Below are 23,869 nucleotides of genomic sequence, written 5' to 3'. Positions count from 1 at the left end.
GCCACTAGAGTTTCATTCCGCGTCGCACGTTTCGAGAGTGACCTCGTCGACGGCCCGCGTGACGGTATGCGCCGTCGATTCGGACTCGAGTCGGTGGCGGTCGACCGGAGAGTAATCCTTACGTTCGAACCGGCCCTACGACGGTCGTGGACAGAATTCTTCTCAGCACGCTCGCCCATCGGTCGCCCGAGGAGGTCTTTCCGTACGTGCGGTCATTTGCCGACTATACGCGATATACGGACCACCTGACGGACGTTCGCGTTCGCGGAGACGGCACCGTCGGCTCCGTGTACGAACTCGAACTCGCCTGGTGGAAACTCAGCTACACCGCCCGCTCGAAGGTGATCGACGTTTCCGCGCCGGAGTCACTCGAGTGGCAACTCGTCAGGGACATCGACGCCCGCGGGGAGTGGCGGGTCGAACCGGAACCGGAGTCGGCACCGTCGACCGAAGAAACGGCCAGTCGGATCTACTTCGAGGCCCGTTACGATCCGCACTCGGCGAACAAAAACGCGATTTCGCTGCCGCGGTTCGTCTCCGTGGACTGGGTCGTCAAGAAAGTCGAGCCGAAACTCCTCGACGAGGCCGAGCAGGTCGTAAAGCGGCTGGTCGCGGACATCGAAGGTCGCTCGAGAGAGGTCGAGTTGACGGTTCACGAAATGCCGTAGCCCGACGGCTGACGACCTGACTTCGACGGAAACGCCGCTCTCCGATCGAGACGTTCTCCCTCGTCGCCACCGACTCCGACGATCGTCGGAGTGCCCGTCTATCCGCGTCGTTCCGCCCGTCGGACCGTCTCCCCGCGCCGTTCCGCCCGTCGGAGGACGATAGAACCGCGAGACGGCTCCGAATCGGTCGGACGCGACCGCACCGCTCTCGCCGTTCGTTTTCGAGTTCGTCGATCCGCCGTTCGAGGGCCGCGATCCGCTCGTCGTAGCCGCGGCGCCCGTCGAGGAATTTGAGTGCGGCAACGAGAACGACGAGCGGGACGACCAGGTAGAAAACGAGCACGACGAGCAGTATCATCAACTCCGGTGGGCCCATGCCGCCCGGGACGAAAAGTGGCCTCGTGACAGTCACGTATAATTCTAAGTAAAAATACAGTACTACGTATGCCGTTCGATCGAGGCACCGCCTCAGGGTGCCGTTCGGTTCCCGGACGTGGATCGATCGCCCGGATTACGCTGCCGAGTTCGCACCGAAACGATCAGGCCAAACCCACTTGCTGCTCGGGGTGGTCGTCACCGACATGGACGAACCCTTCGCCACCTCGAGTTCGCGACACACGCGGGTGAGACGCCGGTGCGCGTGATCGTCGTCGGTGCTGGACAGGTCGGTTCGAACATCGCCGAGAGCCTGGACGACGAACACAACGTCGTCGTGATCGACACCGATCCCGAGAAGGTAGAGTCGATCACCTACTCCCACGACGTACTGGCGATCGAAGGCGACGGGACGTCGATCGAGACGCTCGAGCAGGCCGGGATCGAGAACGCCGGTCTGGTCATCGCGAGTACGGACGTCGACGAGACGAACGTCGTCGTCTGCGGCGCGGCCAAAGCCGTCGGCACGCCGTTTACGATCGCTCGGGTGAAGAAGACGAACCTCCTGCGGACCTGGGAACACTCGGCGGGTGCGTTCGGCGTCGATTTCATGGTCTGTACGAACCTCCAGACCGCGGAGACGATCGTCCGTATCGCGGGCCTGCCCGGCGCCCACGACGTCGATACGTTCGCCGGTGGACTCGTCAGGATGGCCGAGTTCGAGGTCGCGACTGGGAGCCCGATCGCCGGCGAAACGGTCTCGGAGGCCGACCGCTACGCGTCGCTGACGTTCGCCGCCCTCTTGCGCGGTGACGACGTCATCGTCCCGACGGGCGATACGGTCATCCGGGAAGGCGACGCCGTCGTCGTGATCGGTTCCGAGGAGAGCGTCCGCGCGTTCGCGGGCACTCTGACGCCCGAACCGTCACTCGAGGACGTCAACGAGGTCGTCATCGTCGGCGGCGGCGAGATCGGCTACCAGACGGCCCGTCTCTTCGAGGAGGAGCGAGGCCTCGACCTGCGACTCGTCGAACGGGACCCCGTGCGGGCACGGAAACTGGCCGAGATGCTGCCGGAGACGCTGGTCTTGCAGAGCGACGCGACGGACATCGATTTCCTGGTTCGGGAGCACGTCGACGAGTCGGATCTCGTCGTCGCCACCCTCGAGAGCGACGAGAAGAACCTGCTCGTCTCGTTGCTCGCCAAGCAGATCGGCGCCGAGCGCACCATCGGCGTCGTCGAGGCTGGCGAGTACGTCGATCTCTTCGAGACGGTCGGGATCGACGTCGGGGTCAATCCGCGACTCGTGACCGCCGAGGAGATCACCCGCTTCACCCGCGAGCAACAGACCGAAAACGTCGCCATGCTCGAGTCCGACCGCGCGGAGGTCCTCGAGATCGAGGTCGACCGCGACAGCCTGTTGTTCGAGCGTCGGATCGACGACGTAATGGCCCAACTTCCGAGCGGAATCGTCATCGGAGCGATCACACGGGACGAGGAATTGATCACGCCCCGTGGCGAGACCGTCGTCGAATCCGGAGACCACGTCGTCCTGTTCGTCGATACCGACGTGCTGAACGAGGTCACCGCGTCGCTGTAGACGCCCCGGTTGCGCTACTGTAGTGTCTCGCGCCTCGCGATCGCTACTCCAGCGCCCGTTTCCCCGGGCTCGCCACCAGGCTATCCACTCCGTTGGTCTCGTTACCGCCTGTCGGCACCGCCAGTCTCGCCGTCCGGCTAGCGATGGTCGAGGACGCGTTGGCCGACCTCGAGGCCGTTGCGAAGCGCCGCGTGGACGCGCGCCTGCCCGGCGACCCAGTCGCCGAGACAGTACAGTCCCTCGCGTTCGGCGCGCCGGACGGGGTCGCCGTCGACGCCGTCGTCGGGTAACGCGTACCGCCAGCCCTGGTGATCGGTCCAATCGGGGTCGCGCAGTCGCCGGTCGGAAAGCAGATCGGCGGTCAGTTCCGCGAGGCGCTCCCCGTTCGCCGTCGCCGACTCGTCGTAGTGAGCGACCGACCACTCGGGGGTGGCCTGGACGACCAGCAGCGATTCGCCGTCCGGAACGTGTCCGGCCTTACATTCTTCACGGCTGACCCAGCCGATCTCGTGGTCCCTGTCCGTGTTGACGAGGGCGTAGTACGGCCGCTCGAGTTCGAACGGGTAGTGGAAGATTCCGCTCCAGATCGTGCGGTAGGGGACCCGCTCCGCGGCAGCCGCGAGCGAGTCGCGGGCCTCCGACTTCCAGTCGGCCGACCGGAGCAATTCCGCGGTCTGCGGTGCCGGCGGGTTCAGGAGGAGACGGTCGAACGGACCCCACGACCGTCCGTCCTCGTCCTCGAGCCACCAGCGTTCGGTTTCCGGGTCCCTGAGCAGACCCGTAACCCGCGTCTCGCGGTGGACGGTCGCGTCGGTGCGAGCGAACAGTCGCTTCGCGATCTGGGTCAAGCCGCGACGGTACGTCCACTTGTGGTCGTCGCGACCGTCGCCCTCCGAAATGTCACCGTCGCCGTCGAACGTCCAGACCGGATCGGTGACGTCGACCAGTCCGTCCGTGTCGAGCGTCTCAGTCAGTAGCGCCGTGACGCGCTCGTCGTCGGATTTGACGTAGTTCGCCCCGTAGTCGTAGACCACGCCGTCGCGACGCCTGGTCGCGGCCCGCCCGGAGAGTCCGCGCGATTTCTCGAGAACCGTGAGTTCCGTCTCGGTCGCTGCGGTCTCGAGCACGTAGGTCGCTGCTGCGGCTGCCGCTCCCGCGCCGACGATCCCGATTCGGATCATGGTCGTGGTTCGAACGCGAACGGGAAAGTACCCGTCCCAAACGGTGGACGGCCGTCGTTCTGAGGGACGGGGTGGCGTTTTCGAGGCCCGCAGGCGCCCTCACGTCGCCTCGAGGTGGTCGTCGACCAGGCTGCTCGCCTGCCACGAGGTCGTGCCGTCGCCGACGGCGACGAGTTCGCACGCCGATGCACCCTCGTGTCGACACCGGTGCTCGAAGACCTCGAACGATTCGTCGTAGTGGTCGCCGATCCCTTCGAGCAGTCCCAGCGCGACCGCACAGAGGTCCCGCCGCGATCCGTACGTGACGAGTACGACGTCGGTGTCGACCCGCGTCGCCGTGATCGCCGGCGGTTCGTACTCGAGGGAGTCGCCCTTTCTGAGGACTTCGTGGATCGCACCCTCGACGTTTTCGACGAGATCCAGCCCGGTCCACGCGTCGTCGATGAAGATGCCGTACATGTCGACGAGCGTGGGGACGACGTAGCGACCGAACGTTCGCAGGAGTTCCGATTGCTCGATGCCGGTGTGGTCCACGGCGGCTTCGACGAGCGCGATCAGTTCCTCGTCCGGGTACGTGGAAATCGGGATGTATCGCCTGTGTTCGACCCCCGCGTCTTCCTGGAGTTGCCGCCAGGTCGCCATATCGTACGTTTCGGCGACGAAACTTTTCAATCCCATGAACAGTATTCCGTGCATGTGTGGTCCTCTCGGTCAGAACCCGCTGTAACGCGGTTCGATGGCGCGAGTCGTGTTCTGGTCCCGAGACGCACCGTTTGTACAAATCGCCGACAAGTCTCGTCGTAAAGCGAGCATGTTTACGCCCTCCCACTCATCTCATATAATTATTTCCGATAGAGGCAAAATCCTGCCGCAACGTTTCGCTATCTCCACAGACGATGTCCACCCGTGTCGCATCTCGAGTCGGTCTCCAGTCGGGGCCCCGCTCGCTCGACCGGACGACCGATCGGGTTCTCCGCTCATTTCGAATACTCACGCGAGCCGATCGATCGAACGGCTTTTGCAACGTCGGAAGGTAGAGGCGACCGATGGATGTGCTGATCGTCGGCGCGGGGTCGATGGGGACGTGGTTCGGGGATGCGGTAGACGCCCGGATCGCATTCGCCGACGTCGACGAGGATACCGCGGAAGCCGCGGCCGAAGCGGTCGGCGGCGAGGTCGCCGCCCTCGAGGGCGACGGGACGTACGACGTCGTCTGTCTCGCCGTGCCGATGACGCACGTCACCGAGTCGATCCGCCAGCAGGCGGGACGAGCACGTCGGGCGATCGTCGACGTCTCGGGCGTGATGGAACCCGCGCTCACGGCGATGGCGACCCACGCTCCCGACTTAGAGCGCGTGAGTCTGCACCCCCTCTTTGCACCCGCTCGCGCGCCCGGTTCGATCGCCGTCGTTCGCGACCGATCGGGGCCGGCGACCGACGAGATCATCGCCGCCCTCGAGGGGCGCGGAAACGTCCTGCTCGAGACGACGGCGGCGGACCACGACCGGGCCATGGGGACCGTCCAGGCGGCGACCCACGCGGCGGTCCTCTCGTTCGCACTCGCCGCGGAATCGGTTCCGGACGGGTTCGAAACGCCGATATACGAGGACCTCAGGCGACTCGCCCGGCAGGTGACCGCGGGAACGCCGCGCGTCTACGCCGACATTCAGGAGACGTTCGACGGAGCGGACGCGGTCGCCGACGCCGCCGCTGCGATCGCCGACGCCGATTCCGACGAACTCGAGTCGCTGTATCGGGCGGCGGCCGCTCAGTGGCACGACGAGACGGATGCGGAGTCGGCGAAAATCGACGGCGGGTCGGACGGAATCGAGGCCGGGTCCGACGCCGACCGACGCGGCGGTGGCCGCGGTGGTGACGGGTGACCGACCAGCGCGAGGCCATCCGGTCGAACGCGAAATACCTGCGAAACGTCCGGCCGATCGACCCCGACGAGATCTGCGAATACGTCGAGGGCACGCCCCATCCGGCGGTCGTCCGACAACACCTCCGGGAGGACGCGGCCGACCTCGGCCTCGTCGAGTGCGAGGACGGCACCTTCGTTCCGGTCGGCGACGACCCCGTTCGGCCCCGTCGAGAGCCGGTGACGCGCGTTCCCGCCGAATACGAACGTCGACTCGAGGAGGTGCTGGTCGACCGCTACGGTCCGAACTGGTACGACGGGGCGTCCGGGGACCTCCTGCGGTCGACGATCCGCCGGTTCAAAGCCGACTACCTCGACGGCCGCGCGGTCGCGTACGACGACGACGTCGCGGCCGGGTACGCGATTTACCACCTCCCGGGCTACTACGCGGCGATCCAGTACGCACTCGACGACCTCGCCGACCGGAACCTGCTAGGTCGGAACCTCCGAGTGCTGGACGTCGGTGCGGGTGTCGGCGGCCCCGCGCTTGGACTCTGTGACTACGTGCCGGACGACGCCTTGCTCGAGTACCACGCGATCGAACCGAGCGCCGCGGCGGACGTCCTCGAAGACATGCTCGCGGCGACCAGCCGAAACGTCCACACCGCGATCCACCGGACGACGGCGGAAGCGTTCGATCCGAGCGAGATCGTCGCTGGCGGCACTGACGGGGCGGGCGATGGGTTCGATCCCGCGGCACCCGACGACGGCTTCGACCTCGTCCTCGCCTGTAACGTTCTGAGCGAACTCGACGATCCCGTGGCGGTCACGCGGTCCGTCCTCGAGACGCTCGCGCCGGACGGGACGCTGCTGGCGATGGCGCCCGCCGACAAGAACACCAGTATCGGGTTGCGAGCGGTGGAACGCGAACTCGAGGGCGAACGGGTCCGGGACGGAGCGGATAGCGACGTCGACGTCGACCGCGATAGCGTCGACGAGTCGGCCACCCACCGTCTCGGCGAGGTGACCGTTTACGGTCCCACGGTTCGACTCTGGCCCGGCGAAACCCCGTCGGACCGCGGCTGGTCGTTCGACGTTCGGCCGGACGTCGAGGTCCCGGGATTCCAGCGGCGACTCGATGACGCCGCGTCGGCCGACGACGAGGACCACTCGCCCGGCGAATTCGTCAACGTGGACGTTCAGTTTTCCTACTCGCTGCTCCGACTCGACGGCCGCCGTCGGATCGACATGGCGCTCGAGACGAGCGAGTGGGCGAAAATGGCCGAGATGGGCCAGCACGTTCCCAATCGGATCGACCTCGTCGCGGCGAAACTCAGCCGGTCGCTGAGCGGACCCGACGGCGGCGGTCGCGACGCCGACCGCGGCGGATCGAATCCCCTGTTCAAGATCAGCGACGGGAGCGAGGACGTCGAACACTACGCCGTCCTCACGAACGAGACCTCGTTGAACCGGCCGCTGCTCGAGGCCGACTACGGCGAGGTCTGTTCGTTCGAAGGCGCCCTGGCGCTCTGGAACGACGACGAGGAGGCTTACAACCTGGTCGTCGACGAGGAAACGATAGTCGACCGGATCGCCTGATCCACTGGGAAACGATAGTCCACCGGACCGCCTCGAACCGGAGACTGGCAAAAGCGGTGGGCTTTTCGTATCGCCGTTCGACCGACGTGACATGAGCGACGACCTCGAGATCCTGTTGACCAACGACGACGGGATCGATAGCACCGGTATCAGGTCGCTGTACGATGCCCTCTCCGAACGCGCGAACGTGACCGTCGTCGCCCCCGCCGATGACCGGAGCGCCAGCGGTCGATCGCTCTCGCACGAGGTCGAAGTCGACGACCACGAACTGGGCTACGCAGTTCACGGGACACCCGCGGATTGCGTCGTGGCCGGCCTCGCCGAACTCGGCCCCTTCCCCGACCTCGTCGTCGCCGGCTGTAACAGGGGTGCGAACCTCGGCGAGTACGTCCTCGGTCGGTCCGGAACGATCAGCGCTGCCGTCGAAGCGGCGTTCTTCGACGTCCCGTCGATCGCGACGTCGCTGTACGTCCCGGTCGACGACACGTCGTTTACGGCGGTCGACGTGACGGCCGACGACTACGCCGAAGCGACCCGGGTGACGACCTACCTCGCGGAGCGCGCACTCGAGGCTGGCGTGTTCGACCACGCCGCGTATCTCAACGTCAACGTCCCGCTGCCGGACGACGAACCTGCACCCATCGAGATAACGCGCCCCTCGAAACGCTACGAGATGGACGCCGAACGCGACGGCGGCCACATCTCGCTCCACGATCGCGTCTGGGACGATATGGACCCGGCTTCGATTCCCGACCCGGTCGGCACCGACCGCCGCGCGATCGTCGAAGGCCGCATCAGCGTTTCGCCGTTGACGGCGCCCCATTCGACGAACCACCACGAAGCGCTCGACTCGCTCGCGGACTCGTACCGGGAATTCGTCGGGGCGACCGACGGGTGACGACCGTGACGATCGGACCGCGCGGACCGAACGACGCGTTCGGTGTCGGACGCATCGAGCGCGATTCCCGGTCGCCGCCGCTCGAGCCCTCTCGAGCGGCCTCGGTGACCCCGATCGCCGGAACGCGGTGGCTCCCGCCGATCACGGCCCGATGGGTCCACGGTTCGACCGCGCGCAATTCAGGGTGCCCGCGAGCCTGTCGGTCGCCGAAGGTGATAATCGACTTGCGACCTGCAAGGACGGTGCTAAACGCGGACGGAACCGTCAAAATAGTCGTAACGTAACCAATGGAAACTAGGTGTGTAATATATGGAACATAAAATCAAGGTAGATGGGCGTTCAAGCTGTGGTAGTTCCAACGGAGCGTGATAAACGAATGGTATTCAGTGCACTCTGGGCGCGTCTCTCGTCTCTCTGGAGCGGTTCGGCCGACGAATCCACGTCGAACGAGTCCGCGACGACGTCGACCGAGGACCGGGACGTGGACGACGAGGACGAAACGTTAAGTTATGCAGAACAGATCGAATACGGTGTCGACGAACGCGAACTACCCGACGAAGATAAAATTCTCAGGCTGCTTGTCAAACGCGGCGGACGGGTCGACCAGGCCACGATCCGTGACGAAACCGAGTGGACACAGGACCGGCTCGAGACCGTCATCGATCGCATGGAAGACGACAACCAGATCAGTGCGATCACGGTCGGTCGCAAGCGCGTCATCTGCCGGCGTGGCTTCGAACCGAAGGGGTATCGGGGCCACCTCAACGAATAGCACGACGGACCCGTAGACGAATCTCACAGGGACGCCCTCCGCCCGGGAGCGGGTTCTCGCTCGAGCGACGCCCCCACTCGCGGCGTCGTCGTGGACGTTTTGTTCTACGCGCCGACGTCTCCCCTGTCACGGATCGGTCGCGACCCCGGCAACGCGGTCCAGATCCGCTGACCAACACGTTTAAGCGAACCGCTCGAGACCATCGTGCATGGTCTCAGAAGAGTTCCTCGACGGCGAATCGCTCACCGGCCGGCAAGCGGCGCTCGTCTTCGCCGGCTTCCTCAGTCTCATCATCCTCTCCGGAATCACGCTGGTGCTTCTGCGAGGCGTCTTCTGACGACGGTACCGGTTCCCGCGTTTTCGGAGCACGGCTCTCGTCCCGCCTCGACCGGTCTGCGGACCGAGAGTTCTCGGAACAACTGAGCGGTCCAGAAAGCACCGCCACCGAGAGTTCCGACCGGCCACGTCTCCCACGACTGAGCTGACTCACTGAGAGAGCCACCGCGCGACCGGCTTCGTGCGGGTCCTGCCGAGCGGCGTGTCCCGCACATTCGGTATCGGCCAGCCGACGGCGTTAGCTGTCACCGCGGGCGACGCCAGCGTCGTCGACGGCCCTGAAGTCTTCCACTACCCGCCCGACGACTCCTTCGGTCGGAATTTGATAGGCGCAGTGGCCGCCAATCTCGCCGGACACGTCCACGTCGACGTAGGAATCCGGCGTCGAGCCGTCGCCGGGCGGACCGTCGCAATCGGCACCGTCGCAGCCGAGCCCCCCGTTCGGGTTGCCGACGCGATACGTCGTACAGATCGTGTCGTCGGCGTTCGAGTAATAGTTGCAGAGCTTCCGAACGGAGGCGTCGATGGCGTCACCGTCGTATCCGTCGGGAGTGTTCGAACAGAGCCAAGAGCCACGTGACGTCGACCGCGGCGCCAAAGAGCGACACGCTGGAAACGGTACCGTCACCGTCCAGCGTCTCGAGCGCCGAGAGCGGAACTCGTGCGCCGAGTGAGAGACCGGCGAGCCGGACCGTCACGTCCGGATTGCGGTCGCGGTAGCCACGAAGCCACTCCGCCAGACGACGACCACAGACGTCAGCCCGTCTCCCGGCCTCGGCGAGGTCCAGCGAATTCGACTCCCACTGCGCGTTGACCACCGGATACTCGTATCCATCCTCACGTAGCGCGTGTTCGAACGTAATCGCCTGGTCACGGCCGTTTGCTCCCTCGCTGTTCCACCCGTGAGCGTAAATCATCACCTCGGCCGGTGAATCGGGGACGTTCCGGGTCGTCGGCGCCGAAACCGTCAGGTCGAGTTGCGGATACGTCTCGGGGGCGGTATCCCAGAACGAGAAACAATCGACGAGCTCTTCGACGGGTCCGGGACCGGGCTCGACGGCGCTCGCCCGGGTCGACAATCCGAGCGTCGCGGTGCCGATTCCGGCAGTCGCCTGTAGGAGCCGTCGTCGTTGTAGCGTCGTCTCTTTTCGGTCCTCGCCGCCCCTATTACCGTTCATTATGAGTAAATCCAATAGTCTCTCAAAGAAGAATTTTTCGTCTCCCGCAACGACCGTCGAATCGGACGCGACCGCGTGGAATCGCGACGCTGTCCGCGACGTCGGAGACCGTGTGCCAGTCGAGACGGGACACGCGAATCACCGCAGACTTTCTCGAACCGTTCGCGGTTCGACCGCCGAAGTCCGCACTCATCGTCGGCACCGCGTGCGAATCTGCAGGCCATCCGTACTGAACCGGCGACGGGAGATTCAACATCATGATTAATAATGCTAATAACCGCGCGCCCGCAATAGATACACGAGGGGAGTTACCATGGGTGCATTCAACGTGCTGCGAAAGCGAACTCGCAGAACCAGGTCGGCCGGGATCACGGCGCTCCACGAGTGTCGAAACTGCGGTAAAAAACTCTCGCCGGGCGTCGACACGTGTCCTACCTGTGAATCACAGGAGATCGCACACTACGAATTCTGAACGGTCCACCCGGCCGATTCAGAATATCGTCCGTCCGCGGACTCGCTGTTGCGGTCGTCCCGCTGAGCGTCCGCCATCTCGAGCGGACCCGGACGGCGAGTCCGCTCGGTGCCGCGATCGGAGGTCTGCGAGTCCCGCGTCGAGCGACTGGGTCCTCCCGACACTGGCCCCGTTCAGTCGGACTCGAGAGCGAAGCGGTGCGGGGGGAACGATCGTCCCGTCGCGTTTCGCCGGCTAGCGGCCGCTCCAAATCTGGCGACTCGTTCTCGCTTGCCGACCTCCCGCCGTTGCACTGGCGGACGGTTCTTACGTCGCTCGTTGTCGCGGATCGAACAAGGCGCAGTTGGGACACCACACGGACCCGTCAGTCCGAACGATCCGTTTGCCATTACAGGTGGCACACCGCTCCTCGGCGTAGTCTGCCATACTGACGTGGATGGGGGATTGATCACTATGGGTATTTCGGTAACCTCGAATTCCGGGTCGCCTGATTGTCTCACGTTCCGGTACGTCGCAAACGTCGTCCGACGCCGACTTCGGTTCTCGGGAGCACCCGTCCGATGGACGTCCATCCCGGTCGGCACTCGTCACGACCACGAACGCGTTTCGAATACTCCCGGACGGAACCGTGATGATTCCCTCGGTACCTGATTCCAACGTCGCGGGAATACTGGACGGGGTTGATATCGTCTGCGCCGAGAGACCTGACCGTCGCGTGGCCCGCTGCGCGACACTGGCTAACTCATCGGACAGCCAACCACCATCTACACCCACGTTGTGTCCGGCCGGTTGTAGTCCCACAGAACCCGGACACAGCACTTTCCCGAACCGTGAGACACCGATCTCCGAGCGTCTGGACTGCCCTCGAGTGGCGTTCGTATCCGCGACGAGAACCCGGTCGACTCGGACGGTCGGCATCTCGTCGCGATTCGCTCCGTCCTCCAGCGTGCACCGCCGAGACTCGACGGTTCTTCGACCGCATCCGCAGTCGCAGTCGCGTTCGATTTCGAGCGGGCGCGGCTGCACCCCGGTCCGCGGTGCTTTCGGTCCGTTCACGCGTCCGGACGTACTCGGCTCGCGACGGACCCCGTTCGGGGCCGATCGGACGACCACCGGTGGCCGATTCGGCCCTCGGGTCCGCTCGCCCGTTACGCGTCGGGAACTCCGATCGGCTCGCCGAGGCGAATCCCCATCGGTTCCGGCCCGGGCGTCCCACGCCCTCGAGCGAAGCCGAGGTAGAGAGCGCTGTTGACGATTCCGATGTGACTGAACGCCTGCGGGTAGTTCCCGAGGTGTGTGCCGGTCTGCGGATCGAGTTCCTCCGCGACGAGCCCCAGGGGATTCACGTATTCGAGCACCGTCTCGAATCTCGAGTGGGCTTTCTCGACGCGCCCGGAGAGCGCGAGTGCGTCGACGAGCCAGCACGAGCACAGGACGAACGCCCCCTCGTCACCCGGAAGTCCGTCGTCTCCATCGTACCGCATCACGAACGCATCGTCCTCGCCCAATCGGTCCTCGACCGCGTCGATCGTCCCCCGGACGCGGTCGTCGTCGAAGGGCAGGAATCCGACGAGTGGCAACAGGAGGGCCGTCGCGTCGAGCGTCTTCGTTCCGTAGGCCTGGACGAACGCGCCGACCTCCTCGTCGAAACCGTTGTCGAGCACGTCCGTCTTGATCCGCTCGCGGGTTTCTCGCCACGCCCCGAGCGGGGCATCACGATCGCCCTCGACGGCGATTTCGATCCCCCGATCGAGGGCGACCCAGCACATCACCTTCGAATAGACGAAGTGTTCGGTTCCGCCGCGGACCTCCCAGATACCGGCGTCGGGTTCGCCCCAGACCTCGCGAACGTACTCGACGATTCCCCTGATTCGGTCCCATTCGTCGTCCGCCAGGGACCGCCCGTACTGTCGTCTCTCGTCGACCGCCAGCAGCAGTTCGCCGTAGATATCGAGTTGTCGCTGCTCGGCCGCTCCGTTTCCGATGCGAACCGGTTGCGAGCCCCGATATCCCTCGAGGCTCCCGATTTCCCGCTCCTCGAGGTCCGACGAGCCGTGGAGTCCGTACACCGGCTGGATCTCGTCCGGGGCGTCCGTCTGACAGAGATCCATCACCCAGTCGACGTAGTCGGTCGCCTCTTCGACCGTCCCGAGGTTCATCAGCGCCTGGACGGTGAACCCGGCGTCACGAAGCCAGTTGAACCGATAATCCCAGTTCCGAACGCCGCCGATGTCCTCCGGCAACGACGTGGTCGGCGCGGCGGCGATCGCCCCCGATTCGGCGTGCGTCAGAAGTTTGAGAACCAGTCCGGAGCGGACGATCTGGTCGTGCCACGGTCCCTCGAACGCACAGCCGTCACCGCCGGCACAGGTGTGGCCCCACTCGGTCCAGTAGTCGAGCGTGTCCTCCAGTGCGGCGGCCGGATCCGTCCTCGCCCCCTCGGCACCCGTACACCGGAGCAAGACCCACTCCACGTCGCCGGCCTCGAGCGACAGTTCGCCGGCGATTCGCCCGTCCTCGACCGCGAGTTCGATCGGGCTCTCGAGGAGCGTCCGCTGTTCGGACCCGGCGGCGAGAACGCCGTTTTCGACCGATCGGATCGTCGTCTGGGCCCGCCCGTAGTCGAACCGCGGCTCGAATTCGATCTCGAGGTCGACCGCTCCGTCCGTGCACGCCACCCTGCGGTACAGAACCTGCTTCGGGTGATCGACCCGACCAGCGGGTGGCATGAAATCCGTCACGGTCGCCATCCCCGATCCCGTGCGAAACGTCGTCTCGAGGACGTTCGTCTCGTCCACGTACCGTCGATCGGTCTCGTACGTGTCGACCGGGCCGATACGGAACCGACCACCGCGGTCCGCGTCGAGCATCGCGGCGAGGACGCTCGGCGACTCGAGGTGCGGGAACGGAAACCAGTCGATCGATCCGTTCGGCGCGACGAGCGCACACGTCTCGAGGTTGCCGACGACCCCGTAGGCTTCGATCGGCGGATACGAGGATCCGGATTCGATCACTCCCGCTCACCTGCAGAGAGACCCGTCAGATCGCACGGAGCGCGCGGAGCGAACTCGAGCGGTGGACTCAGCGACATACCGACCCATTCGAGGACGAGCCAGAAAAAAGCGGACCGCGCACGGAGCGACGGTCGCTCGTCGTGAGCCGGGTGACACGACCGCCGTACGCCATCGATCCCGGCAGACCGTCGGATTGCCTGTCGCGACCTCGACACCCGTCGTCGAGGGAACGACCCTGGTGACCCGTCGGCATCCGATTCCAACTGAGCGGGAATCGGGACGGCGCTGATATCGCTCGGTTCGAAACACGGGACTGTCGCGTGGTATGCGACGCGCGACAGAGACCCCACATCGCACACCCACACACCTGCCGACCCGCCACTTTACCCACCTTTCCTGCTCTCTCCCTCCCACTGTTTGTCTGCCCTCTCGAAGGTGGAGTGTACCGTCCCGAGTGAGGTCCGACTCTGGATCTCGCCGCTGCCACCGGTTTTTGGACGGGCGTCCTCGAGTCGAAACGGCGAGTGACGAATTTTCGAGCGGATCGAACACCGTCCGCGAATCCGGTCCTCGAGGACTGTTGCAACTGGACCGCGACTGGACCGTCTGTGGACCGTTCGATCGATCGCGTGCTGTCGAGTCGAGACTGGGACTCGGGGACACGCTGTGGATTCACAGGTTGTCGAGGCGGATGCCACGGTGCGTGACCTCGAGGCGGTTGACCGCGACAACGGCCACAGCCTCGACGGCGACAACGGCCACAGCCTCGACGGCGACAACGGCCACAGCCTCGACGGCGACAACGGCCACAGCCTCGACGGCGACAACGGCCACAACCTTCCGTCGCCGCAGTCGTTAGCCGGTGGTGTTACCGCCGGTCTCGTTGCCGCCCGTTTCGTTGCCGGTCTCGTTACCAGTCTCGTTACCGCCATCGCCGCCACCGCCGCCACCGCCGCCACCGCCGCCACCTTCGACTTGGATCTCGCCGACCATCGTCGTCGGGTGGACCTGGCAGATGTACGTGGTCATCTCGCTGGTGGGCTGGAACTCGAGCCACTGGTTTTCGGGTTCGGTGACGACCTCCGTCGCGAGGTCGTCGACGATCTCGTCGTTTTCGTTCCGAATCTCGATGTTGTGTCGGGCGCCGTCACCGGTCGTCCAGCCGATCTCGTAGGTTTCGCCCCCCTGGAGGATGAGCGTCGGGTTCTCCATGTCCGCGATCGAGTCGGGTGCGATGCCGAGCCAGCCGGACGTCTGCCCGTCGAACTCGATCTGCGTGCCGGGTTCGATCTCGACGCCGCCGTTACCGCCAGTACCGCCGTTACCCCCGTTACCGCCGTTACCCCCGTTTCCACCGTTTCCACCGCAGCCGGCGACGAACGCCGTCGACGTCGCGACACCTGTCAGCTCGAGCATTCGCCGTCGGGATACACGCTCATCGTGTGCCATTGGTCGTGTTTAGAACGCAACACGAATAGACAGATGCCCGTCTAATGCATGGGTATCAAGTTCGAATCGGTAGTTACCTCGCTGAGCGTGCCCGATATCCGATCGCGATTCTATATCTAGAGACGCTGTCCAGTGTGCGTCTATCCGTAGCGTGCGTTCCGTGTCCAAGAATTCGATGTGAGTCGGACGGAATCGCCCCGATTCTTCTCGATCACTACCGAGGGGCGACATTTCCGGCGGTTCGTGTCCGGGATGCAGGCAACCCTGCCGTCCTGAATTTGAAACGGCACGCACGCCGCGACGACGCGACGGTCCGGCTGAGCCAGACCGACGGAGAACAGTTGCTCGAGGTTCCCGAGCCCGATGCGATGGCAGCGCGCTACTACCGGTTTCTTCTCGTTCGCTCAAACGGTCCGTCCGCCAACTCAACCACCGCTCTCTGAAGAAGGACTAAGCTGGTTGCCACCCTAGCTAGCACATGGCACCCGGCATCGAAACCATCGAGTTCGTGGCCCGATCGTCCCATCGGGTCGGCGTCCTCGAATCGCTGCACGATGGACCGACCGACCGGGGGAGCCTTCGCGAGGCGACCGGCGCCTCCTCCCCCACTGTCGGGCGCATCCTCGGTGATTTCCTAGACCATCGATGGGTAGAGCGGGACGGCGCGGTATACGCGTTGACGCCCCTCGGTGAGTTCGTCGCTGATCGGTTTCTCGCGCTTCGCGACGCGATGGAAACCGAGGCGAAGCTCCGGGACGTCTGGCGGTGGCTGCCGCTCGACATGCCCGGATTCGGCGTCGACTTGTTCACCGATGCGGTGGTCTCTTATCCGGGGCCGGCGTATCCCTACGAACCCGTCGAACGGCTCAGCCACCTCATCGAATCGACGTCGACGCTGCGCGGGTTCGACAGCATCGTGTACAAATCGTCTAACCTCGAGACGGCCTGCGGGGCGGTCCTCGACGGGATGACGTTCGAGTACGTGTTCACGCCCGAATCACTCCAGGGGACGTTCGCCTGGGATCCCGAACGGATACGCGAAGTCACCGCCTGCGACCACGCGAGCGTCTTCGTTCACGACCACCTCCCCGGCAGCGACCGGTGTGGCCTGGGGATCGTCGACGACCGGGCTGGCATCTGCTGTCACGATCCCGAGACCGGCGCACTGGTGGCCGTCGTCGATACCGACGCACCCGAAGCCCGCGACTGGGCCGTCTCGACCTTCGAGGAGGTGAAATCGGAGGCGACGCCGGTCGACCCCTCTACCGTCGACACGTTCCAGACGCCGTAACTGCATCACGGTTTCACGACGTGAAATTCTGCACGCGACATCACGACGGTCCCAGCGGGTCTCCATTCAGGTGAGGGCAGAGACTATGACCGAGCGTTACGACACCGTCGTCATCGGCGGCGGTCAGGCCGGTCTCGTGACCGGGTACTACCTTCGACAGCACGAGCAGGACTTCGTCATTCTCGACGCCGGCGAACGGATCGGCGACGCGTGGCGGAATCGATGGGACTCGCTCCGCGTGTTCACGCCTGCCCGCTATAGCAGTCTGCCAGGAATGGCGTACCCGACGTCGCCGTATTACTTCCCCGGGAAAGACGAGGTAGCCGACTATCTCGAGACGTACGCCGACTTGTTCGACCTCCCTGTCGACCTCGACGTCCGCGTCAGGAAGCTCGAACGAGACGGCGATAGGTACCGAATTACCGCGGACGACCGCCGGATCGAAGCCGCGAACGTCGTGGTGGCGATGTCGAGCTACCAGATCCCAGTCGTGCCCGACTTCGCCGACGAACTCGCCGACGACATCGTCCAAATACACGCGAACGACTATCGCAACCCCAAGCAACTCCAGGATGGCGGTGTCCTCGTCGTCGGGGCGGGAAACTCGGGGGCGGAAATCGCACTCGAGGTCGCCGATAGTCACGAGACGTGGGTATCGGGGTCGGACGTCGGTCACGTCCCGTTCCACATCGACTCTTGGTTCGGCAGACATCTCGGGGTGCCGTTCGTCATGCGTGTGCTCTTCCACCGGATACTGACGACGGGCACGCCCATCGGACGGCGATTGCGGCCGAAAGTCCTCTCCCGGGGCGGTCCGCTCGTCCGAATCAAGCCAAAGGACCTGGCCGCGACCGGAATCGACCGCGTGCCCCGGACGACCTCGGTCCGGAACGGCCGGCCCGTGGTCGGCGCCGATCGAGTCCTGGACGTTGCGAACGTCGTCTGGTGTACGGGCTTTCGGCCCAACTTCTCCTGGATCGACCTCCCGGTCTTCGACGGTCAGAGCAAGCCCAAAGAGCCCATTCACGATCGCGGTGTCGTTCCCGACGCGCCCGGACTCTACTTCGTCGGCCTGTTCTTTCTCTATTCGATGACCTCCTCGCTTTTCACCGGCGTCGGTCGTGACGCAAAATACGTCGTGAACCACCTCACGTCGCGAACCTAGATCGACGAGCCGGTATTCGATATCGATGCGTCACGAAGCGTTCGGCGTCGCTTCCCACTGGGCGTCGGTGAGATACTCGATAGCCGCGCACTCGAGGAGCCACGTCCGGAGGAATCGACCACGGATTCTCACTCGTACTCTCGGATACGGTCGACCACCGACTGGAACGCGTCGTCGTTCTTGAAGTGCGCCCCGTCGATCGTTTCCTCGACGACCGCCCGTTCGGCGTCGGAGCGGTTGCACCTCCGTCGGTCATCTGCTCCATTCAACCTGAGGGGCCCGCAAGGGGTGTGGAGGCAGCGAGGAAAGAAACGGTCTGTTCGACGAGGTTCAACGCTGGGGCTGGCAGAAGTGACGGCCTATTCGGATTCGTTTGTCTCTGTCGTTCGTCAGCCTTCGGACTGCGCGGGCTGTCCGCTCTCGAGGAAGGATACGGCGTGTGGCCGGTGGCTCCGCTCGTTATACCTCGCTTACCGACTGCGAGTCGGGATAGCGACGTCATTACAATGCCACAGCGAAACGACCTATCGGCGTCCAGGTGTCGATCAATGGATCCGCCCGACGAACTGAAATCACAGGTCGAAGAGACGAACGAACGAATTTTCAACCGAGGTGATATCGACTACGTCGACGAAGTCTACGCGGAAGACATGGTGATGCACAACGTCGCTCACGGCGAGGACTACGAGGGACGAGAGGCGTTCAAAGAGTGGATCACGGACCTTCGGGATACCTTTCCGGACTTCGAGGTCGAGATCCTGGACACCACAGTCGAAGACGACACGGTCGTTACCAGATACCGCGCCCGGGGCACGCACGAGGGGCCACTTCCCCCGTTCAACGGTGAGCCGACGAACGAGGAAGTCGAGTTCGAGGGAGTCACGATTCACGTGATGGACGGCACGAAGGCGACGGAGGCGTGGTGGTACTACGATCAGCTCACCACACTCATCCAGCTCGGCATCGTCCCCGAGGTGCCGCCGATGTAGCCGCCCGTCACAGTCCTCGCACGGCGACGGGAAAGCCCGTCCAACGCTTTCCGAACGATCACTCCGCTGGATGGGACCGTCTCTGCTTCTCGGATCTCCGACGGACCTGAGCTACCACGCTGGCTTCTGCGGACGGTGATCCGCTCCTGAAACCTCGCGGCGGGAACGGGAGATAGCCATCAGGGTATGACCGATTGTTCCGGGACGAAACGTCGAACAGTGTGGGGAGTCGTGGAACACGCGCTGTGCCCGTTCTACGCTCTCGCGAATCGCTCACCGCGGGAGTGGGGAGACACAACGTTTCTTGCTATGTAAGACTGTACCACACAGCATGGGATACAGGCCGATGGCTCTCGTGCGACGTGGCCTCTCCGCTCTCGAACCGCCACCTCGAGTCGTGGACTGGTCCATTTTCGGAATCGTCACGTTCGAGGCCGTCTCAGGGATCGCTTCGTTCACTCTCACGACCCCACCGGTATTCTGGGCCCATCGGATCGCCGGATTGACTCTCGTCGGACTACTGGGGTTCAAACTCGCTCGAGTTCGATATCGGCTTACCCAACGCGAGCAGTGGCGAGCGTCCACGCTCCTGTCGATACTCGCCGTCGTTGCGGCGGTGGGCGCGCTCGCAACGGGGATCGCCTGGGCGTTCGGACTGGACGTCCGGCTCTCCTACTGGACGCTTCTGAGCGTCCACGTCGGATTCGGGCTCGTGCTCGTCCCGTTGATGATGTGGCACCTCACGACCCGCTTTCGTCTCCCGAGTCGGCGTGACTTCGACCGCCGACGGACGACGCTTACGTACACGGCGCTCCTGCTCGGTGGTGCGGTAACCTACTGGGGGCAGGAACGCACGAATCGAATCCTCGACACACACGGCGCCGACCGGCGGTTCACGGGGTCTCAACCGCGACGCGGAAACGGCAACGAGGGGTTTCCGGTCACGTCGTGGGTCGCGGACGACCCCGATCCGATCGATCGCTCCGACTGGACGCTGACGGTCCGCGGCGACGTCGAGACGCCCCTCGAGTACGCGTACGCCACCCTCGGATACGGTAGCGAAGAAGAAGCGCTCCTGGACTGCACGAGCGGCTGGTACACCGTTCAACGGTGGCGTGGGATTCGCGTCGGCGACCTGCTCGACGCGGCCGAGGTCCGCGACGAGGCGCGATTCGTCCGGTTCGTCTCGGTGACCGGCTACCGCTGGTCGCTACCGATCGAAGAGGCGCGGCAGGCGCTTCTCGCGACGCACGTCGGCGACGAACCGCTCAGCCACGGCCACGGTGCACCGATGCGTCTCGTGGCGCCCGGCCGTCGAGGATTTCAATGGGTGAAGTGGATCGACCGAGTGGACGTCCGCCGACGCGACGACCCCGCCCAGTGGGTCGTGACGCTACTCAGTGGCTTCGATTGAGTACCGATAGCTATCGTAGTCGTCGTTCGGAAAGCCCGGCGTCAGAGCGTCGTCCGCTGCATACGTGTTCGCTGTTCTCGTGTCCACCGTTCTGTTCGGTACGGCTCCCCCATCACCGGTAGCCGATACAACTACCGGTGCCGGGGTCGCTCGCGCAGTCTCCCCTTCGAAGCCGAACACCGACGAGAATGTTCGCCGGCCGCGACGTTGCTCGCGTCACGAACGTGTAAACTCGCGAGGCTCGGTCGATGCGAGTGCCTGCCGAAGCTCGAGGCAAACGCGTCCTCCGTACGAATCGCACGCAAATCTCTCGTTCGCCGAGCGGGGGCGTCAGCCCCCGTTGGACTCGTCTCTCACCCTTCGGCGAGATAATCCCGGATTCGACGCCCCTGCGGATAGGTAAACGTAACCGTTCCGTGGAGAATCGACGGCGTCGAAAGAGGTTCTATGGGGGCGAACCGCTGAAACCGTGATTTCTCGGGGAAGTCGAAGTCGACGCGATCGACGTCGGCCTCGTACAGTTCGCTGACGAAGGGGATGGGGAATTCGACGAGTTCACTGACCTGTGCGCGACGACCCGCCGGCTCCGGTATCTGCCGGTGTGCGTAATAGTGGAGGTGTCCCGTGAGGGTGTCTATTTGCTCGTCGCCGACGCTCGCCTCGGCCTCGATAACGGGTTCGCCGTCGACCGAGAGCGTCGAGACTACCGTCCCGTCGTCTTCCTCCCACTCACACGTCCCCGCCTGACTCGGAATGCCACCGCCCTCGCGAGTGTACGCCTGCATCTGCGGAGAATCGGTCCAGTAACCGACCCAGAATCGTCCGGGGACGGACATCTCTCCCTCCGCAGCGCTACTCGCGGAGCTGTCGTGGTCTGCCACTTCCACGGTCAGATACGTGAGTGTGTACGGATCGAGGTGACTCGTCTGTTCCGCCGACGGCACCTGGTACATATTCATCTGTACGAGGCTATTCGGATGCGCCTCGAGTCCGGGTGGCAGCGCCGACTCGAGTACCTCGGGATCGGCCTCGTAGCCGACGATCAGCATCCGTGCGTTCTCGATCAGTTGCGGCGCGGGGACGGCCGTTCCGTCCGGCATTCCGGTGTAGGTCTCGGGGTCGAACTGTTGGTCGTTCATTGTTGTGAAGTCATTTGTTCGCTTCGACGCCGACGTCCTCGGGCGCGAGAACCTCGGGAACGGGGTCGTCTCGGACGCCTCGAATATCGTCGAGGACGGGTTTCAGGTAGGCCCGGAACAGTTCCGGCCGCTCGCTCATCGGGAAGTGGCCAGTCGCCTTCATCTCGTGGGCCGTCGCTCCGTCACCGATGGCTGCGGCGGCCTCCCGGGCATCGTCCGGGTTGGTCAAGTAATCGTACTCACCGTTCATCAGGTACAGCCGGACCCGTGTCGCGTCGATGTCGTCGGCGGACTCGCTGTAGTCGTGTTCCGCGGAGTAATAGTGGAGGTCCCCCTTGAGGACGCCGTTGGCTCCCTGTTCGTACAGATAGAGCGTTTCGCGGCGTGCCCACTCCGGGCCGTGGGGCGCCATCAACCCCCACGTCGCGTGGGAGTTCACGTCGTTCGTATTGACGTGGGGATGGTCGAGCCACTGAATGTAGAATCCCGGCGTGAACAGGCCCGCTTCGAGACCGATCAGCGCCCGGAACCGGTCGGGGTACCAGTCCGCGAGTTCGAGCGTGATCGTTCCCCCCATGCTCGAGCCGACGAACACGGGATCGTCGAGTTCGAGTGCGTCTGCGATGGAGACGATGGTGTCCGTAAACCGTTCGGCGGTGAGGTCGTACTGATCGGCCCACCACGACTCGCTCGAGGGTGGGACCGACTTTCCGTGACGCGGGAGGTCGTATGCCAGTACGCGGAAGTGCTCCGTTATGTCCGGATCGTTCAGCACGTGACGCCACTGCTGATTGTTACAGCCGGCCGTATGCTGACAGAGCAAGGGAATGCCGTCCTCCGGCCCGGCCGCCTCGTAGTAGATGCGATGATCGACACCGCCGAGATCGACGGTAACGTACTGACCCGTCACGGGTTCGTCCGTCGGTTCCGACGGACGAGTGGTGCCCTCGGTACGCGGTTCGCCGCCGTTGTGGGTCGTCCGCATCAGGTCGAGCGCCCGCTGGAACGATCGGAAGTTCTGGAATATCTTTTTGTGGTTGCCGATGAGGTCGAAGTACCCGTCTTCCCCCTTCACTGCGGTTCGATAGAAGGACGCGAACACCTCGTTGTGGTGGGGCGCCGGCACTTCGCTAACGAATTCTTCCCACGCTTCTCGCGGACCGACGACGCCAAACGACCACGCGTCGTCCAACCCCGGCGTTCGAACGTCTCGGACATCACCGTCGTGGACATCGACGAGGAAGTGTTCCTCACCGATACCGACGACGAAGTTCTCGTCGAACGCGTCCCGACCGTGCAACTCCATTTCCGGATCCGAATTGACGACGTCTCGATATTCTTCCCACCATTGCTCGCTGGCCAATGTGCTGTCTGTCATGGATTACGTACCTCCCCATCTGGTCGTGTTATGTGTTTGCTACTAGCACCAATGGGGTGGCGGTCGTACCACCACCGATCCAATAAAACTCGCCAGTCAGAATCAGGATATGAAAACTGGGTTCCCCCAAACTCGTCGAAATCCGATTCGCTCGATTCTGCGAACGACGGTCCGAACGCACGCGTCGCTCGAGTCTCGACGAATCGGTTCTGCGAACTGTCGGCGCTGTCGATCGTCGGTGGAAGTTCAACGCGTCTCCGGATACGATTGCGTTCCGCCGTGGCTATTCCGAGCGACGATTTCGACGGTCGCCGACAGGTCTCCCTCCCGTCGCTCGCTCGACTCCTCGTAGTACAGCACCGTCAGATCGAGACAGGCGTGGAGGAGTTCGTTCGAGCGAAACCGATACCGGTCCGTGCTCGGACCGACCGCTGCTGGCGGATCCGAACGGAGGTGGTGCTGATAGAACAACAGCCCGTCGGGTTTCAGCGCGTCCTCGAGGTCGCCCAATCGATCGAGGGTCCGGAAGAAACTGACGGTCACGACGTCGTAGCGATCCTCCGGATACTCGAATTGCGTCGCGTCAGTCCGGATCGGATTGATGCGTTCCCCGACGTCTCGGTCCGCTGCAGTTCGCCGCGTGATTCGGAGCCCCTCGACGGACCGGTCGAGGGCATCGACTTCGTACCCCTGCTCGGCGAGAAAGATCGCGTTGCGTCCCGTGCCACAGGCGACGTCGAGCGCCCTCCCGGTAGTCGACTCGCCGACGTACGCTCGAAGCACCGGCGACGGGTCCGGTTCTGATGGATACTCACCGTTCCGAAACCGTTCGTCCCACGTGGTCATAGATCCGATACGGCGTCGCGGCCCTTGTCAGTACCTCTGATACGCCGTCGTCGGAAGACCGTGCCCGACGACCGGATACATCGATCGGAGTAGACCCGCCGTCTGCCAGCAGCATCCTCCGCTATCGAGACTGTGTGTTGGAGAGGCTGCTCCGCGGAAACCTCGTCACATCGCCCCGGCAATGCCGAGCGAATGGCTTACCGTCACTGGAGGGACGTTGGCGTGATTTATGTAGATCCAATCC

21 protein-coding genes are annotated in these 23,869 nt (G+C 64.2%); 12 read left to right on the top strand and 9 right to left on the bottom strand.

The features are described 5' to 3' along the window. Positions 1–146 precede the first annotated feature (146 nt). Positions 147–668, top strand: a complete 522-nt coding sequence (locus tag NJT13_RS15305; RefSeq protein ID WP_254522505.1) for an SRPBCC family protein — start codon at positions 147–149, stop codon at positions 666–668. A 634-nt stretch (positions 669–1,302) separates the two neighbouring features. Continuing rightward, positions 1,303–2,643 (top strand): Trk system potassium transporter TrkA, encoded by a 1,341-nt coding sequence (gene trkA / locus NJT13_RS15300; RefSeq protein ID WP_254522504.1) that lies wholly within the window; start codon positions 1,303–1,305, stop codon positions 2,641–2,643. Positions 2,644–2,780: 137 nt separating this feature from the next. On the opposite strand, the gene NJT13_RS15295 is transcribed toward trkA, so the two are convergent. After that, the gene (locus NJT13_RS15295; RefSeq protein ID WP_254522503.1) at positions 2,781–3,824 is read right to left on the bottom strand and encodes an NAD(P)/FAD-dependent oxidoreductase; all 1,044 of its coding nucleotides are present in this window, start codon (positions 3,822–3,824) and stop codon (positions 2,781–2,783) included. Positions 3,825–3,923: 99 nt separating this feature from the next. Then, positions 3,924–4,520, bottom strand: coding sequence for a heme NO-binding domain-containing protein (locus NJT13_RS15290; RefSeq protein ID WP_254522502.1), 597 nt, complete (start codon positions 4,518–4,520; stop codon positions 3,924–3,926). A gap of 350 nt (positions 4,521–4,870) precedes the next feature. Here NJT13_RS15290 and NJT13_RS15285 point away from each other — a divergent pair, with 350 nt between their 5' ends. The 6 genes from NJT13_RS15285 to NJT13_RS15265 all read left to right on the top strand — a co-directional run bounded on the left by NJT13_RS15285 (position 4,871) and on the right by NJT13_RS15265 (position 9,870). Continuing rightward, complete coding sequence (locus tag NJT13_RS15285; protein WP_254522501.1) at positions 4,871–5,707, top strand: prephenate dehydrogenase/arogenate dehydrogenase family protein; 837 nt, start codon at positions 4,871–4,873, stop codon at positions 5,705–5,707. Further along, positions 5,704–7,284: a small ribosomal subunit Rsm22 family protein gene (locus tag NJT13_RS15280; RefSeq protein WP_254522500.1), complete on the top strand. Its 1,581-nt coding sequence runs from the start codon at positions 5,704–5,706 to the stop codon at positions 7,282–7,284. The genes NJT13_RS15285 and NJT13_RS15280 overlap by 4 nt, the downstream gene beginning before the upstream one ends. A 91-nt stretch (positions 7,285–7,375) precedes the next feature. Beyond that, complete coding sequence (gene surE, locus NJT13_RS15275) at positions 7,376–8,182, top strand: 5'/3'-nucleotidase SurE (RefSeq protein ID WP_254522499.1); 807 nt, start codon at positions 7,376–7,378, stop codon at positions 8,180–8,182. A 376-nt stretch (positions 8,183–8,558) separates the two neighbouring features. Next, complete coding sequence (locus NJT13_RS15270) at positions 8,559–8,954, top strand: helix-turn-helix transcriptional regulator (protein WP_254522498.1); 396 nt, start codon at positions 8,559–8,561, stop codon at positions 8,952–8,954. Between the two features lie 208 nt (positions 8,955–9,162). Continuing rightward, entirely contained in the window at positions 9,163–9,291 is a 129-nt protein-coding gene (locus NJT13_RS23205; protein WP_256549401.1) for a hypothetical protein, read from the top strand. 180 nt (positions 9,292–9,471) lie between these two features. After that, a complete protein-coding gene (locus NJT13_RS15265; RefSeq protein WP_254522497.1) occupies positions 9,472–9,870 on the top strand; it encodes a hypothetical protein in 399 nt (132 codons plus the stop codon). On the opposite strand, the gene NJT13_RS15260 is transcribed toward NJT13_RS15265, so the two are convergent. The 4 genes from NJT13_RS15260 to NJT13_RS15245 form a co-directional block, all read right to left on the bottom strand. Then, on the bottom strand, positions 9,821–10,468 hold the full coding sequence (locus tag NJT13_RS15260; protein ID WP_254522496.1) for a hypothetical protein: 648 nt from the start codon (positions 10,466–10,468) through the stop codon (positions 9,821–9,823). The genes NJT13_RS15265 and NJT13_RS15260 overlap by 50 nt on opposite strands. 1,620 nt (positions 10,469–12,088) lie before the next feature. Further along, entirely contained in the window at positions 12,089–13,954 is a 1,866-nt protein-coding gene (locus tag NJT13_RS15255; RefSeq protein WP_254522495.1) for a glycoside hydrolase family 15 protein, read from the bottom strand. Between the two features lie 672 nt (positions 13,955–14,626). Continuing rightward, positions 14,627–14,788 carry a hypothetical protein gene (locus NJT13_RS15250; protein ID WP_254522494.1) on the bottom strand — a complete coding sequence of 54 codons (162 nt, stop codon included), beginning with the start codon at positions 14,786–14,788 and terminating at the stop codon, positions 14,627–14,629. A 21-nt stretch (positions 14,789–14,809) separates the two neighbouring features. Next, a complete protein-coding gene (locus NJT13_RS15245; RefSeq protein ID WP_254522493.1) occupies positions 14,810–15,370 on the bottom strand; it encodes a hypothetical protein in 561 nt (186 codons plus the stop codon). Between the two features lie 511 nt (positions 15,371–15,881). Here NJT13_RS15245 and NJT13_RS15240 point away from each other — a divergent pair. The 4 genes from NJT13_RS15240 to NJT13_RS15225 all read left to right on the top strand — a co-directional run bounded on the left by NJT13_RS15240 (position 15,882) and on the right by NJT13_RS15225 (position 20,262). After that, positions 15,882–16,694, top strand: a complete 813-nt coding sequence (locus NJT13_RS15240) for a helix-turn-helix transcriptional regulator (protein WP_254522492.1) — start codon at positions 15,882–15,884, stop codon at positions 16,692–16,694. Between the two features lie 85 nt (positions 16,695–16,779). Next, positions 16,780–17,859, top strand: a complete 1,080-nt coding sequence (locus NJT13_RS15235) for a flavin-containing monooxygenase (protein ID WP_254522491.1) — start codon at positions 16,780–16,782, stop codon at positions 17,857–17,859. 548 nt (positions 17,860–18,407) lie between these two features. Beyond that, a complete protein-coding gene (locus NJT13_RS15230; protein WP_254522490.1) occupies positions 18,408–18,848 on the top strand; it encodes an ester cyclase in 441 nt (146 codons plus the stop codon). A gap of 331 nt (positions 18,849–19,179) precedes the next feature. After that, complete coding sequence (locus NJT13_RS15225) at positions 19,180–20,262, top strand: molybdopterin-dependent oxidoreductase (RefSeq protein WP_254522489.1); 1,083 nt, start codon at positions 19,180–19,182, stop codon at positions 20,260–20,262. Between the two features lie 353 nt (positions 20,263–20,615). Here NJT13_RS15225 and NJT13_RS15220 read toward each other — a convergent pair whose 3' ends face one another. The 3 genes from NJT13_RS15220 to NJT13_RS15210 all read right to left on the bottom strand — a co-directional run bounded on the left by NJT13_RS15220 (position 20,616) and on the right by NJT13_RS15210 (position 23,625). Then, positions 20,616–21,401: an acetoacetate decarboxylase family protein gene (locus tag NJT13_RS15220; protein WP_254522488.1), complete on the bottom strand. Its 786-nt coding sequence runs from the start codon at positions 21,399–21,401 to the stop codon at positions 20,616–20,618. Positions 21,402–21,411: 10 nt separating this feature from the next. Beyond that, on the bottom strand, positions 21,412–22,779 hold the full coding sequence (locus tag NJT13_RS15215) for an alpha/beta fold hydrolase (protein ID WP_254522487.1): 1,368 nt from the start codon (positions 22,777–22,779) through the stop codon (positions 21,412–21,414). A 246-nt stretch (positions 22,780–23,025) separates the two neighbouring features. Next, positions 23,026–23,625, bottom strand: a complete 600-nt coding sequence (locus NJT13_RS15210; RefSeq protein ID WP_254522486.1) for a class I SAM-dependent methyltransferase — start codon at positions 23,623–23,625, stop codon at positions 23,026–23,028. Between the last annotated feature and the right edge of the window lie 244 nt (positions 23,626–23,869).

Source organism: Natrinema caseinilyticum (assembly GCF_024227435.1).
GTDB lineage: Archaea > Halobacteriota > Halobacteria > Halobacteriales > Natrialbaceae > Natrinema > Natrinema caseinilyticum.
This window is presented reverse-complemented; position numbering and strand designations above follow the sequence as displayed.